This window comes from Salinicoccus sp. Bachu38 (assembly GCF_038561955.2).
Lineage (GTDB): Bacteria > Bacillota > Bacilli > Staphylococcales > Salinicoccaceae > Salinicoccus > Salinicoccus bachuensis.
This window is the reverse complement of the sequence record NZ_CP138333.2, coordinates 555,024-581,248: the sequence shown is the minus strand read 5'-3', so window position 1 is coordinate 581,248 and position 26,225 is coordinate 555,024. Positions and strand designations below refer to the sequence as shown.

26 protein-coding genes are annotated in these 26,225 nt (G+C 50.6%); 9 read left to right on the top strand and 17 right to left on the bottom strand.

What is annotated here, in order from left to right; all coding sequences use genetic code 11:
• Window positions 1–47 precede the first annotated feature (47 nt).
• The 4 genes from RQP18_RS02985 (at window position 48) to RQP18_RS02970 (ending at window position 2,700) form a co-directional block, all read left to right on the top strand.
• The gene (locus RQP18_RS02985; protein ID WP_342388675.1) at window positions 48–650 is read left to right on the top strand and encodes a CYTH domain-containing protein; all 603 of its coding nucleotides are present in this window, start codon (window positions 48–50) and stop codon (window positions 648–650) included.
• Complete coding sequence (locus RQP18_RS02980) at window positions 634–1,002, top strand: globin (protein ID WP_342388674.1); 369 nt, start codon at window positions 634–636, stop codon at window positions 1,000–1,002. Before RQP18_RS02985 ends, RQP18_RS02980 begins: the two co-directional genes overlap by 17 nt.
• Before the next feature lie 13 nt (window positions 1,003–1,015).
• Entirely contained in the window at window positions 1,016–1,807 is a 792-nt protein-coding gene (locus RQP18_RS02975; RefSeq protein ID WP_342388673.1) for a DsbA family protein, read from the top strand.
• 191 nt (window positions 1,808–1,998) lie between these two features.
• Window positions 1,999–2,700: a Crp/Fnr family transcriptional regulator gene (locus RQP18_RS02970; protein WP_342388672.1), complete on the top strand. Its 702-nt coding sequence runs from the start codon at window positions 1,999–2,001 to the stop codon at window positions 2,698–2,700.
• A 1-nt stretch (window position 2,701) separates the two neighbouring features.
• Here the strand turns inward: RQP18_RS02970 and RQP18_RS02965 are convergent, their stop codons facing one another.
• The 9 genes from RQP18_RS02965 to spxA all read right to left on the bottom strand — a co-directional run bounded on the left by RQP18_RS02965 (window position 2,702) and on the right by spxA (window position 10,908).
• A complete protein-coding gene (locus RQP18_RS02965) occupies window positions 2,702–3,274 on the bottom strand; it encodes a hypothetical protein (protein ID WP_342388671.1) in 573 nt (190 codons plus the stop codon).
• Complete coding sequence (locus tag RQP18_RS02960) at window positions 3,271–3,891, bottom strand: SCO family protein (protein WP_342388670.1); 621 nt, start codon at window positions 3,889–3,891, stop codon at window positions 3,271–3,273. Before RQP18_RS02960 ends, RQP18_RS02965 begins: the two co-directional genes overlap by 4 nt.
• Window positions 3,892–3,915: 24 nt before the next feature.
• Window positions 3,916–5,559 carry a cbb3-type cytochrome c oxidase subunit I gene (locus RQP18_RS02955; RefSeq protein ID WP_342388669.1) on the bottom strand — a complete coding sequence of 548 codons (1,644 nt, stop codon included), beginning with the start codon at window positions 5,557–5,559 and terminating at the stop codon, window positions 3,916–3,918.
• Between the two features lie 3 nt (window positions 5,560–5,562).
• Entirely contained in the window at window positions 5,563–6,033 is a 471-nt protein-coding gene (locus tag RQP18_RS02950) for a cytochrome c oxidase subunit II (RefSeq protein WP_342388668.1), read from the bottom strand.
• Window positions 6,034–6,049: 16 nt separating this feature from the next.
• Window positions 6,050–6,214 carry a hypothetical protein gene (locus RQP18_RS02945; RefSeq protein WP_342388667.1) on the bottom strand — a complete coding sequence of 55 codons (165 nt, stop codon included), beginning with the start codon at window positions 6,212–6,214 and terminating at the stop codon, window positions 6,050–6,052.
• A gap of 577 nt (window positions 6,215–6,791) precedes the next feature.
• Window positions 6,792–8,591 carry an oligoendopeptidase F gene (gene pepF / locus RQP18_RS02940; RefSeq protein WP_342388666.1) on the bottom strand — a complete coding sequence of 600 codons (1,800 nt, stop codon included), beginning with the start codon at window positions 8,589–8,591 and terminating at the stop codon, window positions 6,792–6,794.
• A 68-nt stretch (window positions 8,592–8,659) separates the two neighbouring features.
• Window positions 8,660–9,616: a competence protein CoiA gene (locus RQP18_RS02935; protein WP_342388665.1), complete on the bottom strand. Its 957-nt coding sequence runs from the start codon at window positions 9,614–9,616 to the stop codon at window positions 8,660–8,662.
• Window positions 9,617–9,682: 66 nt separating this feature from the next.
• Window positions 9,683–10,333 (bottom strand): adaptor protein MecA, encoded by a 651-nt coding sequence (locus tag RQP18_RS02930; protein ID WP_342388664.1) that lies wholly within the window; start codon window positions 10,331–10,333, stop codon window positions 9,683–9,685.
• Between the two features lie 176 nt (window positions 10,334–10,509).
• Window positions 10,510–10,908 carry a transcriptional regulator SpxA gene (spxA, locus tag RQP18_RS02925; protein ID WP_031547789.1) on the bottom strand — a complete coding sequence of 133 codons (399 nt, stop codon included), beginning with the start codon at window positions 10,906–10,908 and terminating at the stop codon, window positions 10,510–10,512.
• A gap of 287 nt (window positions 10,909–11,195) precedes the next feature.
• Here spxA and trpS point away from each other — a divergent pair, with 287 nt between their 5' ends.
• A complete protein-coding gene (gene trpS / locus RQP18_RS02920; protein ID WP_342388663.1) occupies window positions 11,196–12,194 on the top strand; it encodes a tryptophan--tRNA ligase in 999 nt (332 codons plus the stop codon).
• A gap of 246 nt (window positions 12,195–12,440) precedes the next feature.
• Here the strand turns inward: trpS and fabF are convergent, their stop codons facing one another.
• From fabF to RQP18_RS02885, 7 genes are all read right to left on the bottom strand, one after another.
• On the bottom strand, window positions 12,441–13,682 hold the full coding sequence (gene fabF / locus RQP18_RS02915; protein ID WP_342388662.1) for a beta-ketoacyl-ACP synthase II: 1,242 nt from the start codon (window positions 13,680–13,682) through the stop codon (window positions 12,441–12,443).
• Window positions 13,675–14,637 carry a beta-ketoacyl-ACP synthase III gene (locus RQP18_RS02910; RefSeq protein ID WP_342388661.1) on the bottom strand — a complete coding sequence of 321 codons (963 nt, stop codon included), beginning with the start codon at window positions 14,635–14,637 and terminating at the stop codon, window positions 13,675–13,677. Before RQP18_RS02910 ends, fabF begins: the two co-directional genes overlap by 8 nt.
• Before the next feature lie 113 nt (window positions 14,638–14,750).
• Window positions 14,751–16,619 (bottom strand): oligopeptide ABC transporter substrate-binding protein, encoded by a 1,869-nt coding sequence (locus RQP18_RS02905; protein WP_342388660.1) that lies wholly within the window; start codon window positions 16,617–16,619, stop codon window positions 14,751–14,753.
• Window positions 16,620–16,915: 296 nt separating this feature from the next.
• Window positions 16,916–18,040, bottom strand: a complete 1,125-nt coding sequence (locus tag RQP18_RS02900) for an ABC transporter permease (RefSeq protein WP_342388659.1) — start codon at window positions 18,038–18,040, stop codon at window positions 16,916–16,918.
• Between the two features lie 15 nt (window positions 18,041–18,055).
• Complete coding sequence (locus tag RQP18_RS02895; RefSeq protein WP_342388658.1) at window positions 18,056–19,018, bottom strand: ABC transporter permease; 963 nt, start codon at window positions 19,016–19,018, stop codon at window positions 18,056–18,058.
• Window positions 19,019–19,025: 7 nt separating this feature from the next.
• Entirely contained in the window at window positions 19,026–19,955 is a 930-nt protein-coding gene (locus RQP18_RS02890; protein ID WP_342388657.1) for an ATP-binding cassette domain-containing protein, read from the bottom strand.
• Window positions 19,952–21,001: an ABC transporter ATP-binding protein gene (locus RQP18_RS02885; protein ID WP_342388656.1), complete on the bottom strand. Its 1,050-nt coding sequence runs from the start codon at window positions 20,999–21,001 to the stop codon at window positions 19,952–19,954. The genes RQP18_RS02890 and RQP18_RS02885 overlap by 4 nt, the downstream gene beginning before the upstream one ends.
• Window positions 21,002–21,499: 498 nt before the next feature.
• On the opposite strand from RQP18_RS02885, the gene RQP18_RS02880 reads away from it, so the two are divergent.
• Window positions 21,500–21,697, top strand: a complete 198-nt coding sequence (locus tag RQP18_RS02880) for a YjzD family protein (protein ID WP_342388655.1) — start codon at window positions 21,500–21,502, stop codon at window positions 21,695–21,697.
• Between the two features lie 126 nt (window positions 21,698–21,823).
• Here the strand turns inward: RQP18_RS02880 and RQP18_RS02875 are convergent, their stop codons facing one another.
• Window positions 21,824–22,912 (bottom strand): NAD(P)H-dependent flavin oxidoreductase, encoded by a 1,089-nt coding sequence (locus tag RQP18_RS02875; RefSeq protein ID WP_342388654.1) that lies wholly within the window; start codon window positions 22,910–22,912, stop codon window positions 21,824–21,826.
• Between the two features lie 201 nt (window positions 22,913–23,113).
• Here RQP18_RS02875 and RQP18_RS02870 point away from each other — a divergent pair, with 201 nt between their 5' ends.
• The 3 genes from RQP18_RS02870 to glpK all read left to right on the top strand — a co-directional run bounded on the left by RQP18_RS02870 (window position 23,114) and on the right by glpK (window position 26,216).
• The gene (locus tag RQP18_RS02870) at window positions 23,114–23,665 is read left to right on the top strand and encodes a glycerol-3-phosphate responsive antiterminator (RefSeq protein ID WP_373446111.1); all 552 of its coding nucleotides are present in this window, start codon (window positions 23,114–23,116) and stop codon (window positions 23,663–23,665) included.
• A 161-nt stretch (window positions 23,666–23,826) separates the two neighbouring features.
• Window positions 23,827–24,645, top strand: coding sequence for an MIP/aquaporin family protein (locus tag RQP18_RS02865; protein ID WP_342388653.1), 819 nt, complete (start codon window positions 23,827–23,829; stop codon window positions 24,643–24,645).
• A gap of 47 nt (window positions 24,646–24,692) precedes the next feature.
• Entirely contained in the window at window positions 24,693–26,216 is a 1,524-nt protein-coding gene (gene glpK, locus RQP18_RS02860; RefSeq protein WP_342388652.1) for a glycerol kinase GlpK, read from the top strand.
• Window positions 26,217–26,225: the final 9 nt, after the last annotated feature.

Genomic DNA, 26,225 nt, shown 5'->3' with positions numbered 1-26,225 from the left:
ACACTGCATTTCAAATTTAAGATAATATACATTGAGGAGTGGATCTGATGAAAGAACTCGAAATAGAATTTAAGAACCTCTTGACCGGGGAGGAATATGGACGCCTGCACGAAGCACTGTTCAAAGACACACAGCCGGTTGTGCAGACGAATTTCTATATAGATACCCCGGAACTTGGCATGAAACACAATCGCCTGCTGCTGAGGATCAGGGATGCAGGCGGAAAACAGGTTATGACGCTGAAGGAGCCGACGGAAAAAGGCGTGATGGAATATCACGGTGAAGTGGAGAGCGATCTGAATTTCGACCGCAACATCCGGATGGATGAAGTGCCCGAGCTCATCCGCGGTGAACTCGAACGTTTCAATATAGACATGACGCAGCTCAAGATATATGGCGCCCTTTCAACCGAGCGGCGCGAAGTCTCCTATAAGGACGGATTGCTCGTGCTCGACAAGAACAGCTATCTCGACACCGAGGATTTCGAACTGGAATTTGAAGTGGACAACTACGACAAGGGAGAGACGCACTTCCTGAACTTGCTTGAAGAATACCGCATCGACCGCCGGAAGGAAGTGACGAAAGTCGAGCGCTTCTACAATAAGCTGCAGGATATCAGATCGGGTGACAACTATGCCAATACCATTTAAGGATATCGGACAGGATAAGCTGTATCGCATGATCGATATCTTCTACAGCTACGTTGCAGAGGATACGCGCATCAACCACCTGTTTCCGGATGACCTGACTGAAACGGCCTATAAGCAGAAGCTTTTTCAGACACAGTTTCTCGGCGGACCGAACCTCTATAATGAGGAATACGGCCATCCGATGCTGAAAGCGCGCCATGCCCCATTCCGCATCACGCCCGAAGCGCGGGATGCATGGCTTGAAAACATGGATCGGGCAATGAATGACGTAGGGCTTGAAGAGGAATTGAAAACATACATTATGGCACGTTACACACTGACAGCGAACCATATGGTGAATTCAATAGATTAAGCAGGGTGAGGACATGAATAGAACTGGAACACAGTCACTCGTACTCGAACCGACATCCCATTATATCGAAATATTTTACTTTTTCGACCCGTTCTCAGATGACTGCCGCGCACTGGAACCGATCATCAACAAGCTGCAGCTCGAATATCGCGGACATGTGACGATAAAGAAGATATTGGCGCCATCATTGCAGGTGCTCACAAAATGCCAGGCCCAGTCCACCTCGGATATCGACAACATCGCGCTCGCCTACAAGGCGGCAGAAGTGCAGGGGCGCAACAAGGCACGTGCATTCATGCGCTATGTCCTCAATCGCATTGTACCGACAAAAAATATATGTACAATCGCACACATGGAAGAAAGCGCCAGGCTCGCCGGCCTGGATGTCAATGCTTTCACAACAGATGCACACTCCGAGGAAGTGCGCAGTCTGTTGAAACGCGATCTCATGGTCTACCGTGAGATGGACGTCGAAGAACTGCCCGCCATGATCTTCTTCTCGGGGGATGTGGAGGCGGAAGGCGTCAAAGTAGAAGGGGTCTATCCTTACCATATATACACCTACATCATCAACGAACTCATCGAAAAAGAGATAGAGAAACACCCGCTGCCGAGCATCTACGACTATATCGAATCCTATGAAGTGGTCAGCTTCCACGAACTGAAGACAGTTTTCGAATGGCGGACCGGCCTCCTGCTCAACGAGCTCAAGAAGCTGCGTCTGCAGAGGCTGGTGGAAGAAGTTGAAACGGAAGATGGCATGTACTACCAGATACGGGGTGGCACATCTTCCCTTGGAAGATAGTATTTTTATTTTAAAAATTGAGTTTGAGGGGACACCAGGGATGGTGTCCCTTTTTTTGTGGAAGAAGAGAGATGAAGGGAACTTGCAGTCGTGCAGATTCCGGGTGCAAGTAGGACATGCTACATCCGCCCCAACCCGTCCTCCCCGCCAATATGATATGATATAGCCAAAAGAAAAGTGAGGTATCACAGATGCAGCGAAGCGATCTCGGACAGCTGCTTGCTCAGATTGAGATTTTCCGTTCTCTGACGGATGATGAGCTCGGACTGATCGTGGATATTTCAAACCAGAGGAAGTTCTATCGCAACACCCATATATTCATGCAGAGTGAACCGATGGACCATGTCTATTTTGTCGCATCGGGCAAAGTGAAGATCTACCGCAATGATGCCTCGGGAAGGGAGCAGATCGTGAACTTCTTCCAGTCGGGGGAGATGTTCCCGCACCACGGGCTGTTCCGGGATGATTCATATCCCGCGAATGCCATCACTGCGGAGACGTCAGAGCTGATCACCATCCCGAAGGAGGATTTCGAGCAGCTGCTGATGGACCATCCGGAAGTGTCGATCAAGATGTTCCGGACGCTCGGGCAGCTGATCGTGGATCTGCAGAAGCGTCTCGAGGACAAGATCTTCCATTCGACGGACAAGCAGATCCTGCTGCTGCTCGAACGCCTGCTGACGAACCATGGCGAGGTGATCGATGAGACATACAGCCGTATATCGACGCGCCTGACGAAGCAGGACATCGCCAACATCATCGGCACGTCCCGGGAGACGGTGAGCCGCAACATTACACACTTCAAGAAAATGAACATCATCAATGAGGATGCGGACGGCTATCTCGTCGTGCACCTCCCGAATCTGAATGAACACTTGAAAGCGTCCACCTGAATCAGGTGGACGCTTCGTCGTAGTATTGGGACTGGTCTGTGAACAGTGTCAGCACAAGGTACAGTATCAGGCATAGGCTGAAGAATGCGAAGCCCCAGCCGACCGTCTTCTGGTCGACGAGCAGGTAATTGTTGCACAATGTGCTCTCGAAGAAGATGTAGAGGTAGGCCATGATGCTGAACAGTATTGCGAGCACAAGCAGTAGGACGCTTTCCGTCGCCTTGCTGACCCTGGACCAGCTGTCCCTGAGCGGGACGCCGGCAAGAAATGGCAGCGAGATGTATTTGAATGCTTCGACCGCCATGATTTCAAGCGATTCATCCATCGCCTTCGGCACCATCCAGTACAGAACGATGACGAGGAAGAGGATGACCCCCGGCAGCCCACTTCCATTCCAACGGTCGAAGAAGCTGGCGAACCGCCTCATGAAGAATGGCGCCATCAGAAGTCCCGAGACGAACAGCAGCGGCATCTGCATGTGCATGTGGAATGCCATGATCGATTCGAGCAGGTGCCTTACGGGCGGCAGTGCGAGGAAGAGGAACAGTACAAATCCATACCAGAACTGCTTCATGATGCCGCCTCCCCTACATGCTTATCGAGCGCCCGGACGGCCCCGTCGATATCCCGGTAGTCGAGCACCTCGACGAGATGTCCGTCGGGTCCGATCAGATAGAATGACGTGTTGTGCTGATAATCGGTATCCCCTTCAGGGATGACGGTGACCCCATACGTATCGAGTACTGTATCCAGGTCCCGAGCTTCCGGCACCCGGAGCATGCGCCACGTATCCCCGTCGGCATCGAAGTAGTCCGCATAGCGGTCCAGCACCTCCACAGTATCGCGTTCGGTATCGAACGAAGTGCTCAGGAATACAAGATCATCGCCGTAGGCTGAGGCATTGAAATTGTCGTATACTGCCTTCATGTTCGCCTCCATCATTGGACAGGCTGTTTCGCATGATGTATAGATGAAGGTCATTAGGATGTATTTGCCGCGGAATTCATCGAATGGATACTCCCGTCCCCTATTGTCGATGACGTCCACATCCGGGAAATCGGGCTTTTCATTTTTCAGGGATTCAATGCGTTCCGCTTCAATCGTATAGATCCGGAAGCCGTCTGTGGAAATATAGAATAGGAGGCCTCCCAGCAGCAGAATGATTATGATAGAAACGATATCCTTTTTCATGCGGTTGACCTCCTTTCATATTGATTACCAGGTTCTATGCGGTGGTGAGCCCGGTGGTGCGTTTTCGATCAGGTCGACAAGTGGTACGACGTAGCCCATCGAGATGATGAGGATGGCTACGATCACCCATAGTCCCCAGTTCTCCGTCCATTTTGGTGTCGGATGTGCATTGTTCTCAACACGGGAATCCATGAACGCCGTATCCCCTTTTGGTGCAAAGAACATCAGGTGAAATACGATGTAGACGATGAGCAGGACACCGAAGAACAGCAGCGTGCCGCCTGTTGCCAGGAAGGACAGGTATGGCTCCCAGCCGAGTGCCGTGGCGCTGTCCCCATATGTCGTATAGGAAGTACGTCTTGGTGCGCCGAACAGGCCGGCTGCGTGCATGGAAAGCGCCATCAGTGCCATGCCGATTGTCCAGACAGCCGTCTGGAACATGCCGAGATGGTGGATGAACGGTGTCATTACACGGCCTGAGAGGTGCGGAATGAGCCAGTAGACAAGTCCGAAGAATGTCATCACAACGGTCACACCGACGGTGATGTGGAAGTGTCCGACCACCCACAGCGAGTTGTGCACGACCTGGTTAAGCTGGTGGTTCGTCTGTGCGATGCCGCCGGCACCACCGATGATGAATGAAACCATCGCAATCATGATGGTGAGGAAGCGGACGTCGCCCCAAGGCAGTACCCATAGCCAGCCGAGGAGGCCGCGGCCGCCGCGCTTGCGTCCCGTACGTTCGAGCACCGCGAACATGGCGAATGCCGTCATCAGGGAAGGGAATGCGATGGACAGGCTCATGAATACGTGCATGAACTTGAGTCCTTCGGAGAACGCCGGGTCGACGATCTGGTGGTGGAAGCCACCGGGTACGTTCAGGATCACAATCAGGATGACGACCAATCTGGCAAGTGTGTCACTGAAGATGCGGCCGCCGATGATCCTCGGCAAGATTGTGTACCACACGGATATCGCAACCAGGTACCAGACATTGACCAGTGTATGGCCGAAGCTCCAGAACAGTGTGCGGCTGAGCATGACGTTGATGGTTTCCGTCCACCCGAATGCCCAAGGGATAAGCATGAGCACTTCGACGGTTACGCCGATGCTGCCGAATATGACGAGCGTGTAGATGCCGACTGCGAAGAAGGCGAGTATCGGGAGGTGCTGTCCTTTATTCCTGCGTTTCCACTGGAAGGCGCTGATGAAGACGCCGAGTCCGGCCAGCCAGATGCACAGTACGACGAACACGAGGCCGATATAGAACCATGGTGATGCCTGCATCGGCGGATAGAATGTATACAAGACGGTCGCTTCGCCGGCAAGCACCATCCATACGACGAGCACCGAGCCGATCAGGAAGCTCGCAAGGCTTGACCAGGCGAGGATCTTCACCGTTTTCGACAGCTCGCCGAGCGTATGCCTCACTGCTGCATACATATAGCCGTTCGTGAACAGCGTGGTGAATGCCAGAATCAGCAGAATGCCGTGGAGCGTAAGCACTTCGTAGTAGTTGAAGCTGGCGGGGAGTTCGAATACGCCGCCCCGGTTCAGCCCCTGCAGCAGTCCGAGTGTGCCCCCGATGAGGAGCATGATGAATGCGAGAAAGAAGTGTACCAGTGGCAGGGTGTTCTTTTTCATGTGCGTCTCTAATGTGTTTGCCATTGCCTATTCCTCCACCGTTATGGTCGCAGACATCATCTGATGCCCGGTTCCGCAGTATTCGTTACAGACCAGAAGAAACTCCTCTGATTCATGGAACGTCTGTGTGATGCGCTGGACCTGTCCCGGTACAACCATCGTGTTCAAGTTCGTATGCGGTGCGCTGACACCATGGATGACATCCTTCGATGTCATGATGAATGTCACTTCCGCGCCTTTCGGGACGGTGATTTCACTGGGCTCAAAGCTGAACGCCTGAAGCGCCATCACCACTTCATATTCATTCTCCCCGGTCTGGTAGACTCCCGGGTTGTCGAACGGTGCCGTGTTTTCCACCTGGGTCGGGTCGATCGTCTCCTTGTGGCTTGGAGGCCCCATTCCCTGCGCAAATGCCTGGTATCCTGTAATCGCCATCGAAATGACCAGGACAGCCACTCCAAATATGAGCCATATCTCTTCAAATCTGTGCATTTTCATTTCTTGTCTCTCCCATCTAGAATCTCATCATGTAGAACATCAATAGCAACAGTACGAATAAAATGATCGTTCCGCCTACAAAGACGACTGTGGAAAACAGAGTTCCCTTCAGGGAGTCCAATTCCTCCTGTGAAGGTTCATATACTGTAGTGTAGGGCGGTTTCGTATATTTCCGTTTCATGCCGCTCTCCCCTTTCTCCTTTATCGGTTGATCCCGTAAATTTATCTTGATTTAATTATATATTTTAAATACATCTTTTAACGTGATGCATATCACGGTTGGTCAAGTCGAATTTGTGACAATGGGGTATTTGAAGAGGAGATTAATATTCTGGAGGAATTTGGGGACATCATATGTTCCATGTGTCTGGTGGAAAGTACAGTTGGGTTCCACTGCACAAAAAAAGCGCGGGAATCCAATGAGGATCACCGCGCCATAAATGTATGCAGATTAAACTAATGCAAATAAAAAAGCAGCACACCTTCTATAGTGTGCTGCTCAAACAAAGGGGATGGGAGAAATTTTTCACTGTTTTAACAAAGGGGTATGTTTCAGTGATAAAAATTTCATGTCTAAAATATACCATGGTTTAAGGCTCTAGACAACATTTTGAATGGCTTTTCACAATATGGACATAATGAAAACGCATTCACTGTATAACTTGTATGTAAAAATAGTACATGTATAGTTTATTGCTCAAACTAAAAAACACCCCGACCATCGAAAAAGATCAAAGGTCGGGAGTTTCTTCCAATTTCTATACTTCTTCGAGCAATGCCTCGAACTGGTCGAGCTGTGATTCGAATACCTTCATGGCGTTCTCGATCGGTTCTGATGTCGTCATGTCGACACCGGCATTTTTCAGTACGTTGATCGGGTAGTCGGACGATCCCTTTTTCAGGAATTCATTGATGTAGCGCTCCGCCGTCGCATCGCCTTCCTCGAGCACCTGTTTGGACAGGCTCGCGGCCGCCGCGTAGCCGGTGGAGTACTGATATACATAATAGTTCATATAGAAGTGCGGGATGCGTGCCCACTCGACTTCGATATGGTCATCATAGTCGACCGCGTCACCGAAGTACTTGCGGTTGAGCTCCCCGTACACTTCATTCAGCCTGCCGGCTGTGAGCGGTTCCCCCGCCTCCTTCATGGAGTGGATCTTGTGCTCGAATTCGGCGAACATCGTCTGCCTGAAGACGGAGCCCCTGAATCCTTCGAGCTGTTCATTCAGCAGATAGAGCTTCTTCTTCGTATCTTCAAGATTTTTGAACATGTAGTCTGCAAGCAGTGCTTCGTTGAAGTTGCTGGCGACCTCGGCGACGAAGATGGAGTAGCCGGAGGTGTTGGAAGGCTGGTTCTGCCTGCTGTAGTAGCTGTGGACACTGTGTCCGAATTCATGTGTCAGCGTAAAGAGATTGTTTACGTTATCCTGCCAGTTCATGAGGATGAACGGATTCGTGCCGTATGTGCCGGAGGAATAGGCGCCGCTCCGCTTCCCTTTATTCTCATACACATCGACCCAGCGGCTCTCGAGGCCTTCCTTGATGATGTTCACATACGTCTCACCCATCGGCTCGAGTGATGCGAGCATCCAGTCCTTCGCTTCCTCATAGCTCATCTCGAAATCGACATCCTTGACCATCGGTGTATAGACATCATACATTTTGAGCTTGTCGAGGCCGAGCATCTGCCTGCGGAGCTCCGTATAGCGGTGCATCAGGTGCAGGTGATCATTCACCGTCTTCACAAGGTTGTCGTAGACTTCTTCCGGAATGAAGTTGTTGGACAGCGCCTGATGCCTTGCGGAATCATAGCCGCGTGCCTGGGCCTGGAATACATGTGTGCTGACGACACCCTGGAGCGTCTGGCTGAGCGTATTCCTGTAGGCGCCGTATGTCCTGTACAGGTTTTCATAGGCCGATTTTCTCAATTCACGGTCGCTTGATTTGAGCAGATCGATGTACGTGCCCTGTGTCAGCGCATGTGTGTTGCCTTCGGAATCGACCGCATCCGGGAATTCGAGATCAGCATTGTTGAACATGCCGAATGTGGAAGTCGGATTCGACATGACTTCCCCTGCCTGTGCCAGAAGCTTCTCCTCCTTGTCGCTGAGTACGTATGCGCGCTTCCTGTTGAGCTTCTCAAGGTCGAAGGAAAACTCGCTGAGGCGCGGGTCATTGCGCCACTCTTCCAGCGTCTCCTCATCGACCTTCATGATCTCCGGTACGAGGAAACTCCAGGCGGTATTGAACTTGACGACGAGCGTACGTGCCTTTGATTCCAGCGCACTGTATGTGTCGTCGGATGTATCCTGGTCATGCTTCAAGTGTGCATAGACGAACAGCCTGCCGATCTCTTCACTCAGCTCCCGCTCCGTCTCCAGCGCGTCGGCGAGTGTATCCAGTGAATCGATTTGGCCCTTGAACCGTTCCTCTTCCCCCAGGCGGCCTTCCAATTCTTTATATTTCTCTTCGAATGCTGCATCGGATTCGAAGATGGTTTCAAGATTCCAAGTATTTTTTTCTTCCTGTTCCTGACGTGTAATGACTTTTGACATAATTACCCCTCCATTTGTCTGATGATATAATTTTCTCAATATTCATCAGAAATTTCAAGTACCGAAGTTTATTGTGAAATATATAACATTTTATAGGCGGCCAGGAGTGCCCTCAGCACCTCCTCTTTCGGAGGCGCAGCCTGTATTTCACGCATATGGATGAAGCGGCTGAACTGTTGCCAGTCGAATGTCCCCTTCTCCAGACCATACATGATATACAGCTTCCATTCCAGCGGCGGGTTCAGTATCCAGCGCTCCGGCTCGACACTCATGCACAGGTGTGGTGGCAGACTCCGGGAATCCAGGGAGAGCTGATAGAGGAATGTAAGTGTCGGATTCAGGCGATTCTTCTGCTGGCGTTCCCGCTGGATCATGCGTCTGATGTCCCCCTGTTTGAGCGCAAGCGGCCGGACAGGTTCCCTGGGGTGGAGGCCGAGCAGGTCATGCGGAGCGATTTCTGAAGCATGGAAAGTCCAGCGATTGCCTCCCCTGTGATGCCTGAGCCCCCATTTCATCAGCCGCTTATGATGGTTCGAATAGGTGAAGAGTGAAGTATTATAGAGCGTGGACAGCTGGAAGTGCGTGGGAATGATGCAGCCGTCCGCCTTTTTGATGGCCGCCTCATCAAGGAGCCAGATGACATCCATGCCGAGGGAATGGTATCCTTTCGACCGCTCGGTGATGAGTTCCGGGGAAATGGCGGAATACTGGATTTCAAGCGCCCTTTTGCCGACCAGCAGATCGGGAATCTGTTCGATTTCGGGAAGATAGTACTCCATCGAGACCCTGTGCTGACTGTCCAATGCCTGATATAGATCGTGCTTCGCTTCAAGATGCTGGAGCGACTCCTTTTTGTAAAGGTAGCGGGTGCAGTCGACGATCCTGTGATGGGAAAAGTGGGCCGTCTTGATATTGCCCGCCTTGAAAGTGACGGGTGCTTCGCATACCGGGCAGAAATATCCCGCCCCTTTTTGTGCCTCGTTCGCTGTAATTCTTGTACCATTGCTGTCGTTTGCTATGAACATAAAAAAACCTCCTCTTCTATATATGGTAGAAAAGGGGGTTTTTGATTTATTTTCGATTCAAGTAAATTATTTTTCTTTAAAAAATCTTCTTACTCGAGCTCTCACGTTGATGCTCATGATGATTTCACCGTACTCCTCGACCACCATGCTGGATACTTCTGCAGGAGAACTGTATTCGAGAAGCTTCGCTTCAATACGCTCCATGTCCATGTAGTCCATGCGATAGTCGAAGAAAATCTGATAGTAGTAGCTGCCTTCGTGTACGATGAGCAGGTCTTCATACTGCGTTTCATCGACTTCAACTTCGTGTGCATACTTGATAAGGTCCTCAAAGTCATTGAATTTCACCATGACCGGCTCTTTCGTCACTGGTGCAATTTCTTCCTTGTCTCCGGAAATGCTTTCAAGGAACTGTTCAACATCATTATTATTTATATCCATAGGCGTCTGCTCCGTTGAGAATGGTTTATCATCCTGAGATTTGGAAACCACCACTTCAATCCCCTTGTCATAGGCATGCACTTGGATCCATAGCGGCCCTTCCATTGAGAAATCTTCTTCATGCTCGTGGTTCACTTCGTCCATTATGGACCAGAAGAACTCTTCGCCACGTTTACGGTTCATCCATAGGTCTTCTCTATCAAATCCGCGATTCTCGATGTCCTGGTAGGTAATGAAAAATTTGATCGTCGAGTCATCAATTCTTTCAATCCTCATACTTCTCACTCCTCTCCTTCAAGTATGATTCTTATTTATATTATACCTTATTCTTATGAGGTAAAACCACTTTTGGAATTGTCATGTCATTATACGCCAAAATACCCACAGATATCAAGTAATCTGCGGGCATCTCAAACGTAAGTATTATATCAGTTGTTGGGGGGGAAATATGCTTATAGTTCAGCGAGACGCTTGGCTTCCATCAAGTGGAAAGTTCTCACTGTACGGGGCAGGAAACGGCGGATTTCGTCTTCGTTGTAACCAACCTGAAGACGCTTTTCATCCATGATGATCGGTCTTCTGAGAAGGCCTGGATTCTCCATGATCAATGTGTAAAGTTCCTGCATTGGCAAGCTGTCGATATCTACATTAAGTTTTTGGAAAGTCTTGGATCTTGTAGAAATAATTTCATCTGTGCCATCTTCAGTCATTCTGAGAATGGACTTCACTTCGTCCAATGTAAGTGGTTCAGAGAATATATTTCTTTCATTATAAGGAATTTCATGTTCTTGTAACCATGCTTTCGCTTTACGGCATGATGTGCAGCTTGGAGAAGTAAAAAGTGTTACCATACAACTCACACTCCAATTTTAAAAAGATTTGTAACAATAGTCTATACCCGGTTCATCTGTATTATAAACATGATTCATATAACTTGGATGGATTGATGTATAAACTTTATTTACACTTTGTACTATACAGCGTGAACATTAAAATAAAATGAGAATTATGTAATAATCTCACAAATTTTTAGAAAAATTATGGTTATATTAAATATCAGCATCGGTGTGTCCATATTGCAAGCAGGCCGGAAGTTTATTATCATATATATAATGACTAACTTAAAGGTGATTACGACATGAAAACATTATTCTCAGGAGTACAACCCAGCGGCATCCCCACTATCGGAAATTATATCGGGGCCTACAAGCAGTTTGTGGAAATGCAGGAGGAATACGATTCCTATTTCTGCATTGTGGACCAGCATGCGATAACCGTCCCCCAGGACCGGCTCAAACTCAGGGACAATACGAAGAAGCTCGCAGCCATCTATCTTGCCTCCGGCCTCGATCCGGAAAAGATCACCCTCTTCATCCAGAGTGAGGTGGCGGCACATGCCAAAGCTGCATGGATGATGCAGTGCGTGGGCTATATCGGGGAGCTCGAGCGCATGACCCAATATAAGGACAAGGCACGCAAACAGAACCAGCGCGACGGCATCAGTGTCGGGCTGCTGACATACCCGTCCCTGATGGCAGCGGATATTCTGATCTACGGCACCGATGTGGTACCTGTAGGCGAAGACCAGGGACAGCACCTCGAATTGACACGCGACCTGGCAGAGCGTTTCAACACCAAGTACAACAATATTCTGACGGTGCCTGAAGTCAAGCATCCCGAAGTCGGGGGACGCATCATGAGTCTGAATGATCCGACGAAGAAGATGTCGAAGAGTGACGACAATCAGAAGGGCTTCATTTCCCTCCTGGATGATCCGAAAGCTGCTGCCAAGAAAATCCGCAGTGCGGTGACGGACTCCGGCAGCGAAATCAGGTACGACAAGGAAGAGAAGCCCGGTATATCGAATCTGCTGACAATCTACTCCTCCCTGACTTCAAAAAGCATCGATGACCTCGAAACGGAATATGAAGACAGCAGCTACGGCACATTCAAGTCCGACCTCGGGGAAGTCGTGGAGAACTTCCTCGTCGACTTCCAAAATAAAGTGAACCACTACCTCGAGAGTGGCGAGCTGGATGACATTTTGGATGAAGGTGCCATGAAAGCATCGCGCAAGGCCGACAAAATGGTCGAAAAGATGGAGCGTGCGATGGGACTTGGCAGAAAACGCAGGTAGATTTCATATTGAGGCGAGCAGGGCTACCCTTGCTCGCATTTTTGTTGCATGAAAAGAATTTGTGACATCCAATTCACAGCGGCAGACGCTACGACTGCAAGTTAGGCCTCCAATTCGCAGTGGCAGGCGTTGCGACTGCAAGTTAGGCCCCCAATTCGCAGTGGCAGGCGCTACGACTGCAAGAGGGATGCACAAGGGTGCAAAAAAGCCTGTTTTCCACACTGGAAAACAGGCTTCATCTATATATTATGCTTCGTATTTTTTGAATACCAGGCTCGCATTGTGCCCACCGAAACCGAAGCTGTTGGAAATCGCGTAGCGGAGATCCGCTTCCACTGCACCTTCTGTTACATAATTCAAGTCGAGTTCCGGGTCCGGATTGTCCAGATTGATCGTCGGGTGCACCTTGCCGTCCCTCAGACTGAGTACGGTGATGATGGCTTCCATTCCGCCGGTACCACCGAGCAGGTGCCCTGTCATTGATTTTGTGGAGTTGACGAGCAGATTGTAGGCATGGTCCTTGAATACATTGCGGATGGCCATCGTTTCGAACAGGTCATTGTACTGTGTACTTGTACCGTGTCCGTTGATGTAGCCGATCTCATCAGGATTGATGCCAGCATCCTTCATCGCTTCAATCATTGCACGGGCACCGCCTTCACCTTCTTCAGCCGGAGCCGTGATATGGTGTGCATCGCCTGTTGTGCCATAGCCGACCACTTCACCATATATTTTTGCACCGCGTGCTTTCGCATGCTCGAGTTCTTCCAGCATGACGATTCCTGCGCCTTCACCAATGACGAATCCATCCCTGTCCTCGGAGTATGGACGGGAGGCCTTGTTTGGATCCTCTGCAGTCGTCAGGGCTTTGTTGGCCTGGAAACCTGCCAGCCCCATCCGGGTGATTGGCGCTTCGGTTCCTCCTGTTACCATGGCATCCGCCTGGCCGCGTTCGATGAATTTGAATGCTTCACCGATGGAGTTTGTACCTGTGGCGCAGGCAGTAACTGTGGCACCATTCGGGCCCTTCAGTCCGTGCTTGATGGAAACCTGGCCGCTTGCCATGTCCGGAATCATCATCGGTACGAAGAATGGACTCACTCTGCGTGGTCCACGCTCATGCATTACTCTGAACCCTTCTTCGAGCGCCTGAAGGCCACCGATGCCGGAACCGATCCATACACCGATGCGCTCGCGGTTGTCATCCGTGATTTCAAGACCGCTGTCCTTGACCGCCTCGTCGGATGCTACCATCGCATATTGGGTAAAGCGGTCCATGCGGCGCGCTTCCTTCTTCTCCATATAGTCTTCAATATTGAAATCCTTAAGCTCCCCCGCAACGTGAACGTTATATTCACTGTTGTCGATGCGGGTAATCTTATCGATACCATTTACTCCCTTGAGGGCATTCTCCCAGGTTTCAGGCGCAGAATTGCCGATTGGCGTCAACGCACCGATACCTGTAATTACTACTCTTCTCTTATCCATGAGTTTCCTCCTTATTGTCTCCCCATGTCAGGCAAATTGCCCCCCATGTCAGTCCGCCACCAAAGCCGACCAGAACGAGGGTGTCTCCTGACTTTATTCTACCATTTTTAACTTCATGATGGATACTTAACGGTATTGACGCAGCCGAAGTATTTCCATATCTGTCAACGGTTATACTCATGCGGTCCTCGGGCAGGCCCATGCGTTCGCGTGCTGCATTCATGATCCGGATGTTCGCCTGGTGCGGCACCAGCATATCGATGTCTTCTTTGGACAGGCCCGCCTTCTCCGTCACATTGACGCTGGACTCCCCCATCTGCCTGACGGCAAACTTATAGACTTCCCGGCCGTTCATCCTGATGTTGCCATTCTCTTCATCGTCGTACAGGTACGGACCGCCATGCCCGTTGCTACCGAGTTCGAAGGAATGCATGCCGTAGCCCTCCGCCACTTCGCCCATGACGACAGCGCCGGCGCCATCACCGAACAGGACTGCTGTGGAACGGTCATTGAAGTCGGTGATTTTGGACAGCTTGTCCGCCCCGATCACCAGCACATGATCATATGTCCCCGTCTGGATGAACTGCTGGGCTGTGACCATCGCGTAGATGAAGCCTGTGCAGGCTGCCAGCTGGTCCATTGACGGTACCGGCCTCAATCCAAGCCGCTTCTGCAGCGTAGTCGCAACGGTCGGAAACTGGTGGTCCCCTGTCGAAGTCGCAACGATGACCAGATCGATTTCTTCAGCCTTGACGCCTGAATTCTCTATCGCTTCCTTGGCCGCTTCATAGGCCATGTCGCTTGTATCCAAATCTTCGGCATAACGGCGTTCTTTGATTCCTGTCATTTCTGTTATCCATTCGTCGGACGTATCAAGTATCTTTTCAAAGTCATGGTTGGTAAATACCTTTTCCGGTACATAGTTTCCCAGACCCAAAACTCCTACATTTTTCATTTGACCACACCTTATAATCTCATATTATCACTAGGTACTAATTTATCACATTTAAGAATTGCATACAACAAAAAAAGCACCCATGCCAAGCATGAGTGCTTCAGTGCTGCAATTTATTCCGTTTCCGTTACACCCCAGTTGTAAGGTGCATTTTCTTCATTGAAGCCGAGCTCGATGCTGTAGTTGACGACTCTGTCGTTTACAGGGACCATGAATGCTCTGTAAAGCGTCGGTATTACAGGCATTTCCTCAACCATCAGCGCCTGCCACTCGTTGTAGATTTCCTGTCTTGTCTCTACATCGAATGCTTCCGGAGAGTTGCCCTCTTCCATCAGCTGTGTGCTCTCTTCAGTTGCATAGCGTGGGTAGTTGAATGGTACATCCGGACCATAGAGGCCATAAGGATCCACATCGGAACCGACACCCCATGCGCCCTGATAGATGTCCACTTCAGGATCGTCATTTTCGACCATGTCATAGAATGTGTTGAATTCGATCAGACGGCCGTTTGTCAATTGTACATTCAGGCCGATATCCTTCCAGGACTGGATGTAGTAGTTTGCAAGCGGTTCTGCAGTGTCGCCACCGGACATTGAAGCAAAGTTGATTTCAAGCGGTTCGCCATCCGGAGTTTCACGGAAGCCGTCGCCGTCCGTATCTTCATATCCTGCTTCGTCAAGGATCTGGTTCGCCTGTTCAGGGTCGTACTCAGGAACCTCGATGCTGTCATCATGCCAGTTCGCATGGTATGGCGTAATCAGGGTCGTCGCCTTCCAGCGGAGACCATTGTAGAAACGCTCACCTACAGCAGTGTTGTCCATCGCGTGCCACATCGCACGACGGAGTTCAGGATCGCCCATCTTCATTTCTTCAGGCTTGTAGTCTACACGTCCTTCTTCCTCATTCCACTCACCGAGTTTGAAGCCGATGTAAGTGTACGCACCTTCAATATTCGCCAACCATTCCACGCCTTCCATTTCTGAAACATCCGGGAACTGGTCAGTCGGGAAGTTGATCGCAAGATCGATCTCGCCTGTTTCCATCGCATTCGCCACAGAAGATGGAGATACGACGCTGAGTTCTATACCGTCAAGGTTCGGTTCACCTCTCCAGTAGTCTTCGAATTTGGACATTACAACCGCTTCCCCCGGAGTGATGGAGTCGACTTTGTATGGTCCGATACCGAGCGGGTTTTCACGTGTCTGTGGCGCTTCGGCCATGTCTGCAATCTCGACACCTTCATAATGGTGTTCAGGCATCAGATAGTACCAGAAGCCACCAGCTGTCAGGGATGGTGCAAGCTCAGTGTAAGTGAATACTGCTGTTTGCTCATCGATGACTTCGATGCCGGAGATTTCATCCGCCTCTCCTGCTTTGTATTCGTTATACCCCTCGAGCAGAGTGAAGCCGTCCGTCGCCCCACGGATGCCCGGGTAGTCCGGGTGCCCGATGACTTCATAGGCGTAGACATAATCCTCGATTGTGGCCGGTTCACCGTCGTGCCATGTCACATCTTCATTGAGAGTGAACGTTACAGTGTTATCATCTTCATTGACTTCGAAAGTCATTGCTCCATCGTTCGTGAACTGGAAGTCCTCGTCCATTGTCAGCAATGGTTCATCGAAAAGGCTGATGACTTCAAAGTCAGGGTTCCCCTGGTAGAGGTTGAAGTTGAGTGTACCTTCGAACGGTGTATCCGATGTCAGACCCACGTTGAGGGTGCCTCCCCCTGTCGCTTCACCGTCATTGGATGCTGTCTTGTTGAAGTCCTCATAATTATATACGTCACCTGAAGCGGAATCACCGGAACCTTCTTCCGTCTCCTCTTCAGAACCTTCTTCTGTAGATTCATCAGAACCTGTGTCACCCGATCCTTCTTCTTCAGATGTTTCCTCTGATGAGCCCCCGCCACATGCAGCCAACGCCAATACCATGATCAGCATCGTAAGAAACATCAGTTTGGACCACGAATATTTCCCCATCTTATTTCCTCCCTGTAATAAAAATATAAACTGATATATATACTCAAGTTCAGTTTAAGGCTGAAACTTAGTACCAAAATATGGTAATACACTTGATTCCTTTTAAGCCGTATGTAGCTCTGTCTATACATAATGTTATCACAATTGTCTGAAATATCAATATCGCGTTAAGCATTTTTTTCAATTTATGTGTATTATAACACTCAATTGTTAATTTTTTGAAAATAACTAATTTCATTGAAAGCGTTTACATTTCATTTCATTTATAAGGTTCCATTTCACTGGAACCCTATAAATTATGCCTGACGCTGCCTGGCATCCCCAGCGCGTCTCATCGCTTCGCCAATGTTGCGTACACACAGCATGAGGACAAGGATCATGATTGCCGCCGGCACCCATATCCACGGTCTGTGCTGCAGTGTCTGCGAATTCGTCGCATAGGCCATCAGTGTACCGAGGGAAGGATAGTCTTCCGGGAAACCGAAGCCGATGAATGACAGCCCCGATTCGATACCGATATTCGCCGCAAGCGACAATGTGCCGTTGACGATGATGATTCCGACCAGGTTCGGCATGAGCTGGGTGAACACGATCTTGCCATGCGAGCTGCCCAGTGTCTTCGATGCACTGATATAGTCGAGCTCACGCTCCTGGATGGCAAGTGACCGCACCAGCCGTGCGGTGCCTGTCCACAGGAAGGCCGCCATCATGAATGAGAAGGTGAAGATGTCATAGGAAGGTGAGATTGTAACAAATACGATGACGATCATCAGGAATGGCAGAACCATGAAGAAGTCGACGATACGCATCATAATATTGTCTATCTGGCCACCGAAATATCCGGACACCACACCATAGACGACGCCGAAACCGACACTCATGAGTGTGACGAGTATGCCGATCGCAAGGGAGTTCCTCGTACCGATGATCAGCTGGCCGAAGATGTCACGGCCGCCATAGTCCGTACCGAGCCTGAATGTCTCGTCAGGCGGCTGATTGATGGCAAACAGGTCCACCATGACGATTTCCTCCCTGTCGAGGAACATCGTCAGTCCGAATACGTAGGCTGTAATGATCGTGAAAATGATCAGCGAGAACAGTGCGAGCTTGTCTGCAATCACCTCCCGGATGATGATCTTCCAACCGGGTGTACTGCGGGGCAGGTTCTTCGAATCAAGGGCGCCATGACCCGATGCCCCGTGGGGCAGGTCTGCTTTCACGCTCATGTCCATGTCGCCCTTTTCATAAGTATGGTCATCATCCGTATGTGATTCGAATGGATCTCCATTTCTCGGCCTGTCATCACTTTCCGTACTGCGCCGATCCAGTTCCTGCTGGCGGAGACGCGCTTTGTCCTTATTTGCATCTTCTTCCCGGCGCCCGGCGCCGGAATTCTGATTGAAATCATTTCTATTGCTCACTTTATACGCTCCCTCCTATTTGATGCGGATCCTTGGATCTACGATACTCAGAATGATGTCGGATATCAGTGCACCGAGGATGGCCAGGAATCCATAGAACAGGATGAGCACATTCGCAACACTGAAATCGCGTGTTGAAATGGAGTCCAGGAACAGGCGCCCCATGCCAGGGTAGCTGTAGATCATTTCTATGAAAATGGAACCCCCAAGCAGTGCAGTGATCTCATAGCCGAAGAATGCTGCAATCGGCAGTATGGAGTTCCTGAAGACGTGCCTGTTGTAGACGGCGGACTCCTTGACCCCTTTCGCACGTGCCAGGATGACGAAGTCCTTCTGCTTCGTCTCGATGATGCCGCTTCTCAAGTACTGCACCGTGCCGACCAGCCCGATCAGCGCGATTGCGAAACTTGGCAGGACAAGGTGATTTATTTTGCTCAGTATATAATCGATACTGCCCGGTTCAAGACCTGGTGCCACGGAGCCCCCTGTCGGGAACCAGCCCAGGTTATAGCCGAAGACCCATAGTATGACGAGACCGAAAATGAACTGCGGCGTTGCAAAACCGAGATATGTATATCCAGTAATTGCATTGTCGAGCAGGGAGTCGTTGTAACGGCCGGATACAAGTCCGAGCGGCAGTCCGAGCAGGTAGATCAGCACTGTGGAGAACAGTGACAGCCATACCGTGTTCATCAGACGGTCGCCGATCACATCCATCACCGGACGCTGGTGGAAGATCGAAGTTCCGAAATCACCCTGGAACATCGCGAACAGCCAGTCCCTGTACTGGATGTACCATGGATTGTCGAGACCGAGTGCTTCCCTTCTTGCCTGAATCGCTTCAGCCGGGATCGTCGGATCGATCAGCCCGGACAGTGCGTCACCGGGCATGAGGGAGCCCATTATGAATACAAGGACACTCAGAACGACAAGCTGCGGAAATGTAATCAACAGTCTTCGAATCGTAAATTTCAGCATATGTTCATCAACCTTTCACCGGCAACGCCACTTTGTGCGTCTCCGTAATGGATTGCAGTGGGAAAGCTCTGCCCTCTTCATCAAGGTGATCGGCAAAATTCCGATCATATTCTTCCTTGACCATCTGTCTGAATGCGAGATTGTTTTCGATTTCATCCACATCCGTATCCGGAATCGCTGCAATCAGCCGCTTCGTATAGATGTGCTGCGGATTTTTGAAAATCTCTTCGGTCCTGCCCTCTTCCACGAGACGGCCCTGATACATGATGCCGATATGCCGGCACATGTGACGGACAACCCCGAGGTCGTGGGCGATGAACATCATCGTCAGATTCATATCCTGCTGGATGTCCTGCATGAAGTTGAGCACCTGCGCCTGCACCGACACGTCGAGTGCCGATACCGGTTCGTCTGCGATGATCAGCTTCGGATTCAGGGCGATCGCCCTTGCCACCCCGATCCTCTGGCGCTGTCCGCCCGAGAATTCATGCGGATACTTGTAGAGGGAACCTGGCGGCAGACCCACACGCTGGAGCAGTCCCAGTACTTCCGGAACCAGGTCGCTCCTCGATTTCTTATGGTAGTTCCTGATCGGTTCGGCGACGATGTCGAATACGCGCTTCCGCGGATTGAGCGAAGAATAGGGATCCTGGAAGATCATCTGGATATCATCCCTGACATCCACCTTCTTGCCCTTGCTGTTGAGCTTCTGGCCATCGAAAAAGATTTCCCCACTGGTCACATGGTTGAGACCCATGACAGCCTTTCCTGTCGTCGTCTTCCCCGAACCGGATTCTCCGACAAGGCCATAGGTCGTCCCTTCGGGAATGCTGATGCTGACGCCATCCACTGCCTTGACATGGTCTTTGACCGTATTGAAGAAGCCGCCCTTAATCGGATAGTGGACTTTAAGATCTTTTATTTCCAATAGATTCATCGTACGCTTCCTCCCCGGGCACCTGTTTCGAGCTGGTATTCCTCTGCATCGATGTTTTGGGGAGCTTCGCTACCTAGAGAAAAGTTCTTGTAGCAGGTGCAGCGCACATAATGATCATCTGCAATTTCCCTGAGCTTTGGATTCTTCTCATGTGTAAAAGCGGGTACCCACGGAATACGTGGAGCGAAGCGGCACCCTGTACGGTCCATCTTGTTCAGTGCCGGCACCACGCCCTGGATGACATGCAGCTTGCTGCCCAGCATGGCTTCTGTCGGCAATGAATTCAGAAGTGAGCGTGTATATGGATGCTGTGGGTTCTTGAAGAGCTCCCGGACCGGTGCCACTTCGACGATCTGGCCGGCATACATGACCGCTACACGGTCCGCCATTTCGGCCACGACGCCAAGATCGTGCGTAATCAGGAGGACGCCTGAGTTCAGGTCATCCTGCAGTTCGCGGATCAGGTCGAGAATCTGGGCCTGGATTGTTACATCGAGCGCCGTCGTGGGCTCGTCAGCGATGAGCAGCTTCGGACGGTTGGCGATCGCGATTGCGATGACGACACGCTGGCGCATGCCGCCCGACAGTTCATGCGGGTATGCCTCGGCCACCCGATCCGGACGCGGAATGCCAACGCGATCCAGCAGTTCGACAGCATAGGATTCCCTCTCGTTTTTCGCTTTCGTGTTATGTATCTTGAGTGTTTCGATAATCTGCTGCTTTATCTTCATCAGTGGATTGAGCGCCGTCATCGGATCCTGAAAGATCATCGCCAGGTCGCCCCCACGTATCTTGTTCATCTTGCCTTCGTTCAGTTTCAGAAGGTTCTGCCCCTGGAAATTAACCTCCCCTTCGATGCGGGTTTTCCTATGCAGTCCCATCAATGAGAATGCTGTGGCACTTTTTCCCGAGCCTGACTCGCCTACGAGTGCAAGCACTTCATTCGGCTGGATGCTGAGTGAGACATCATCCACCGCCGGGAAGTACTCACTGCCGATTTTGAAGGAAGTCTTCAGGTTATTCACTTCTAAAAGCTTTTCAGTCATTTATTTTCACCTATTCTTTCCCCTCGTTCTTGATCGATTGTGCCTTGTCTTGTGTGATATGCTCTGCACCATTGCAGTCGACGCCTGGAATATGCATGGATGAATGAAGGAATCGTCGTCCCATGCCCTGAAAATGAAATAGTATTCAGAACAATTTTGATGCGCCGAACCTTTACACCCAGTATATTCCAATGTTTTCGTCTCCATATATTGTACGTGCCTGAAAAAAATTTTGCAATATCCGTTTTTTGAATTGCAACAATATTTGAGCATTTACAGAAATTAAATATACACCAATGAATAGTGGTTTTCAACTTATTTTCCATTTATTTACGTTTATATATGAAAGCGGTTACAATAAATTTGTGTTCATGACCGTCTTCGGGACTTATTATGTGAAAAGGTTATTTTTGTTCCTCAAGCTCGAGATTAGCACTATACATCGAAAACGTTTTAAGTTATCATTAGCTTATATAAATATGTAGTGGAGGCAGGACCATGAAGTATATCATCAGTTTCATCTGGGCACTCATGCTGACTCAAATGGTCAACTTCGTTTTGAACAGCCTTGGCGGCGGCGGACCACTCAATATCTGGAGCGGCGTACTGCTTGCAGTACTTGTCACATTGACGATCATCGTTCTGGATTTCATGCTCAAGCCGGACGAGACGAACGAAGCACAGCATAATCATTAATCATAGCAAAAGACTCACCCGTCGCGGTGAGTCTTTTTGTGGTTGAAGCAGATGGGACTATGCGCTTCATCTATTTAAATGGATTGTACTTCAAGCCATTCCGCATCTCTTCAAAACCCATCATGCCTATACCTCCACGCCAAACTCCTTCGCCTCCAGCACGAGCTGCCGCACAAGTTCGCCGGCTGACATGGTCCGCGCCATGCTCTTTCCCTGCCCGGCGAGGAGCATGGCATATTCTGTACTGTTCCTCTCTTTGGAGGCATCCTGTATCGGCTGGGTCAGCCGCCGTTGGACAGGATAGTCGACCATGCTTTTCGTATGTTCGGCCATATCCCTGATGAATGTGTTTTTGATTGCCCGGGCAGCGCGCCCGGTGAAGACACGGGTCAATACGGACGGGATATGCCGATTTTCCGACAGCGCATTCTTATGTACCAGATGCGCTCCACTTTCTTCTGTGGAGATGAAAGCCGTACCCAGCTGGACCCCTGCTGCACCGAGTATCCTCGCGGCCGCGACACCGCGTCCATCCATGATGCCGCCGGCTGCGATGACCGGAATGGAGAGTTGGTCTGCCGCTTCCGGAATCAGACTCATCAGGCCCACCAGACTGTCATCGACCGGGCTGAGAAATGTCCCCCGGTGCCCGCCTGCTTCAGCCCCTTGCAGAACGACAGCATCGAAACCGGCACGCTCGATGGCTTCAGCTTCCTCGACCGTGGTTGCAGTGCCGATCAGGATCGTACCCGCCTCTTTCAGGCGCTCGATGTGATGGCTCTCCGGAATCCCGAAAATGAAAGAGCATACAGGCACCTTCTCTTCTACGATGACATCAATCTGTGCGTTGAACTTCATTTTGACATCTTCCAAGTCCGGCGGCGTGAAAGATTCCTGCTCCAGACCAAAGAGCTCATACAGGGGCCTGAGTGCTTCATAGGCCTCGGCAACATTTTCTTCAGTGACTTTGAAGTCCCATGGTACAAACAGGTTGGCACCGAATGACCCTTCATGCTTCCTTTTCAATGCATGGATCATATCGCGCAGTGCACCTGTATCCATTCCTCCTGCGCCGATCATGCCGAGCCCGCCGGCTTCGGAGACGGCACCCACCAGTTTTTCGGTCGTGATGCCCCCTGCCATCGGTGCTTGTATTATCGCATGCTCCACCCCGAGCAGCTCTTTGAGCATCCCGTTATTGCGTGATATATTCACTTGCCCCTACCCCCTCTGTTCCTGTATCCTTCAGACGTATTTCTACTATAATATAGAGAAGTGGTCTGTCCACTAAAAAACTTCTTCATCACAATGGCCCACATTGTGATTATCTATACCCGAATTTCCAAATACTATACAATTTTACATATCTATTCTATGATAAATGAAATAATAATTTTGAAATGAAGGTGCAACGGTGTGAAAATCCTGCCTGCAATCCGTTCCATGAAAGATTTTGAAAAGCTGATCGACAGTCCCTATCGGTCATGTGTAATCCTCGACATCCATATCGGACATCTGGACAGTCACATCACCACCATCAAAAAGCATGGGTTCGATGTCTACCTCCATCTGGACCTGATCAAGGGGCTCGCGGTGGACACCGCTTCACTCGAGTACATTCATCAGAAATACAAACCGACAGGGATCGTAACCACGCGTGGAAGAATCATCAGAAAGGCCAACCAGCTCGGCATGGAGACTGTCCTGCGCATTTTCGTCATCGACTCTTCCGCCCTTGAAAAAAGCATCGAACTCATCAGGCAGACGGAACCCAAACTGATTGAAATCCTGCCGGGTGTCGTACCGAAGGTGATTCACCTGCTCAAGTCTGAAGTGGAGGCCGATGTCATTGCCGGCGGATTGATCGAGACACAGGGTGAAGTCGATGACGCCATCGCCGCCGGAGCCAAGTATGTGACGACGAGCAAGACGGATCTCTGGTTCAACCCGGCAAATCATGCCCCCTGAAGGATATAAAAATTGACAGCGCTACCATTATAGGATATATTATAAAGTAAGTTAATAGGACACGGAGAGACAGAGCCCACATTTGTAGCTTTTACATAGCTACCAGTGTGGGTTTTTTTATGTTTTATTAGCGGATCAATCAAACAAAGGAGTGGTTTGCAATGAATGAACTCGTTGCAGAATTTGTTGGTACGGCAATACTCATCCTGTTCGGGGCAGGCGTCGTTGCCAACGTCAATTTGAAAGGATCCCTGGCAAAAGGATCCGATTGGGTAGTCATCGCATTCGGATGGGGCTTTGCGGTGGCTTTTGCCGTCTATGCGGTCGGCCAGTTCTCGGGGGCCCACATCAACCCCGCCGTTACACTCGGTTTCGCGTTTGCTGGTGAGTTCGAATGGGCAAAAGTGATTCCCTACATCATCGCCCAGGTACTCGGCGCGATGGCCGGTGCATTTCTCGTCTGGCTGCACTTCATGCCGCACTTCAAGGCGGAGGAGGATGACGGGACGAAACTCGGCGTATTCGCCACCGGTCCCGCCTTCCCCAACTATGTCGCCAACTTCACAAGTGAGATCATCGGCACATTCATCCTCGTCATGGGGCTCCTGTTCATCGGTGCCAATGAATTCACCGAAGGCCTGAATCCACTCATCGTCGGCTTCCTCATTACAGCAATAGGCCTCAGCCTCGGTGGTACGACCGGATATGCCATCAATCCGGCCCGTGACTTCGGTCCGAGACTCGCCCACTTCCTCATGCCGATTCCGGGCAAAGGGAAGTCGAATTTCGTATACGCCATCGTACCGATACTCGGTCCCCTGTCCGGCGGTGCACTCGGTGCAGCGGTCTACAATGCGGTATTCCTTAGCTCGCCGGACCTGTTCCTTGCCATTGCAATCGTCTTCACTGTTTTGGTTCTTGCGTTAGGGGTATTTCTTAATAAAAGCCTACTTAAAGGAGAGGCCTCAGAATTGATGTAGGATCCGGCCTTTTTGAACAACACATAAAAAGTAAAGGGGAATAAAAAATGGAAAAATATATCATGTCGATCGATCAGGGCACCACAAGTTCACGTGCCATTCTATTCAACAAGGAAAGTGATATCATCGGGACCAGCCAGAAGGAGTTCAAACAGTACTTCCCTGAATCCGGCTGGGTGGAGCATAATGCCAACGAAATCTGGAGTTCCGTCCTCTCCGTTGTCGCAGGCGTCATGTCTGAAAATGACATCAAAGCCGAGCAGGTCGAAGGCATCGGCATCACGAACCAGCGCGAGACGACCGTCGTATGGGATAAGAATACCGGCCGGCCCGTCTACAACGCCATCGTGTGGCAGTCCCGCCAGACCGCAGATATCTGTGACGAGCTGAAGTCCCAGGACCACGAAGATACATTCCGCAAGAAGACCGGCCTGCTCCTTGACCCGTATTTCTCGGGCACGAAGGTCAAATGGATCCTCGATAATGTGGATGGTGCACGGGAAAAGGCGGAGAACGGCGACCTGCTTTTCGGTACCATCGATACATGGCTCATCTGGCGCTTCACTGAAGGGGCCACCCATGTTACGGACTACACCAATGCCAGCCGTACACTGATGTACAACATCCATGAGCTGAAATGGGATACGGAGCTGCTCGACATACTGGGGGTTCCGGAATCCATGCTGCCTGAAGTGAAGTCATCCAGTGAAGTCTATGGAGAAACGACGAAATCCCACTTCTTCGGCCGCAACGTTCCAATCGCGGGTGTTGCCGGAGACCAGCAGGCGGCACTGTTCGGACAGACCTGCTTCAAGGAGGGGGACGCAAAGAACACATATGGCACCGGCTGCTTCCTGCTCATGAATACGGGCACGGAGGCCATCCAGAGTGAAAATGGACTGCTGACGACGATCGCCTACGGCATCGACGGCAAGGTGAAGTATGCACTCGAAGGCTCCATCTTCGTTGCCGGATCCGCCATCCAGTGGCTGAGGGACGGGCTGCGCATGTTCAATGACTCACCACAGTCGGAATCATACGCAAACCGCATCGAATCCACAGAAGGCGTGTATATGGTCCCGGCATTCACCGGGCTCGGCGCCCCCTACTGGGATTCCGAGGCCCGCGGGGCCATCTTCGGACTGAGCCGGGGCACCGAGAAGGAGCATTTCGTTCGTGCCACGCTTGAATCCCTCGCCTACCAGACGAAGGATGTTCTGGATGCGATGCAGAAGGATTCAAACATAGAACTTGAAACGCTGCGTGTGGACGGCGGAGCTGCAGCCAATGATTTCCTCATGCAGTTCCAGGCGGACATTCTAGATACAACCGTAGAACGCCCAGAAGTGCTTGAAACGACGGCCGTCGGGGCAGCCTATCTTGCCGGCCTCGCAGTCGGTTTCTGGAAATCCACCGACGAACTGAAATCCGTCAGCGAGACGGACAGCGTATTCGAAGCTAAGATGGAGCAGGATCAGCGCGATGCCCTCTATGATGGTTGGCAGCATGCGGTACGTGCGACACAGGCATTCAAGCCGAAACACAGTTTCAAAGAAACAGATTCACAATAAGGACCCGGG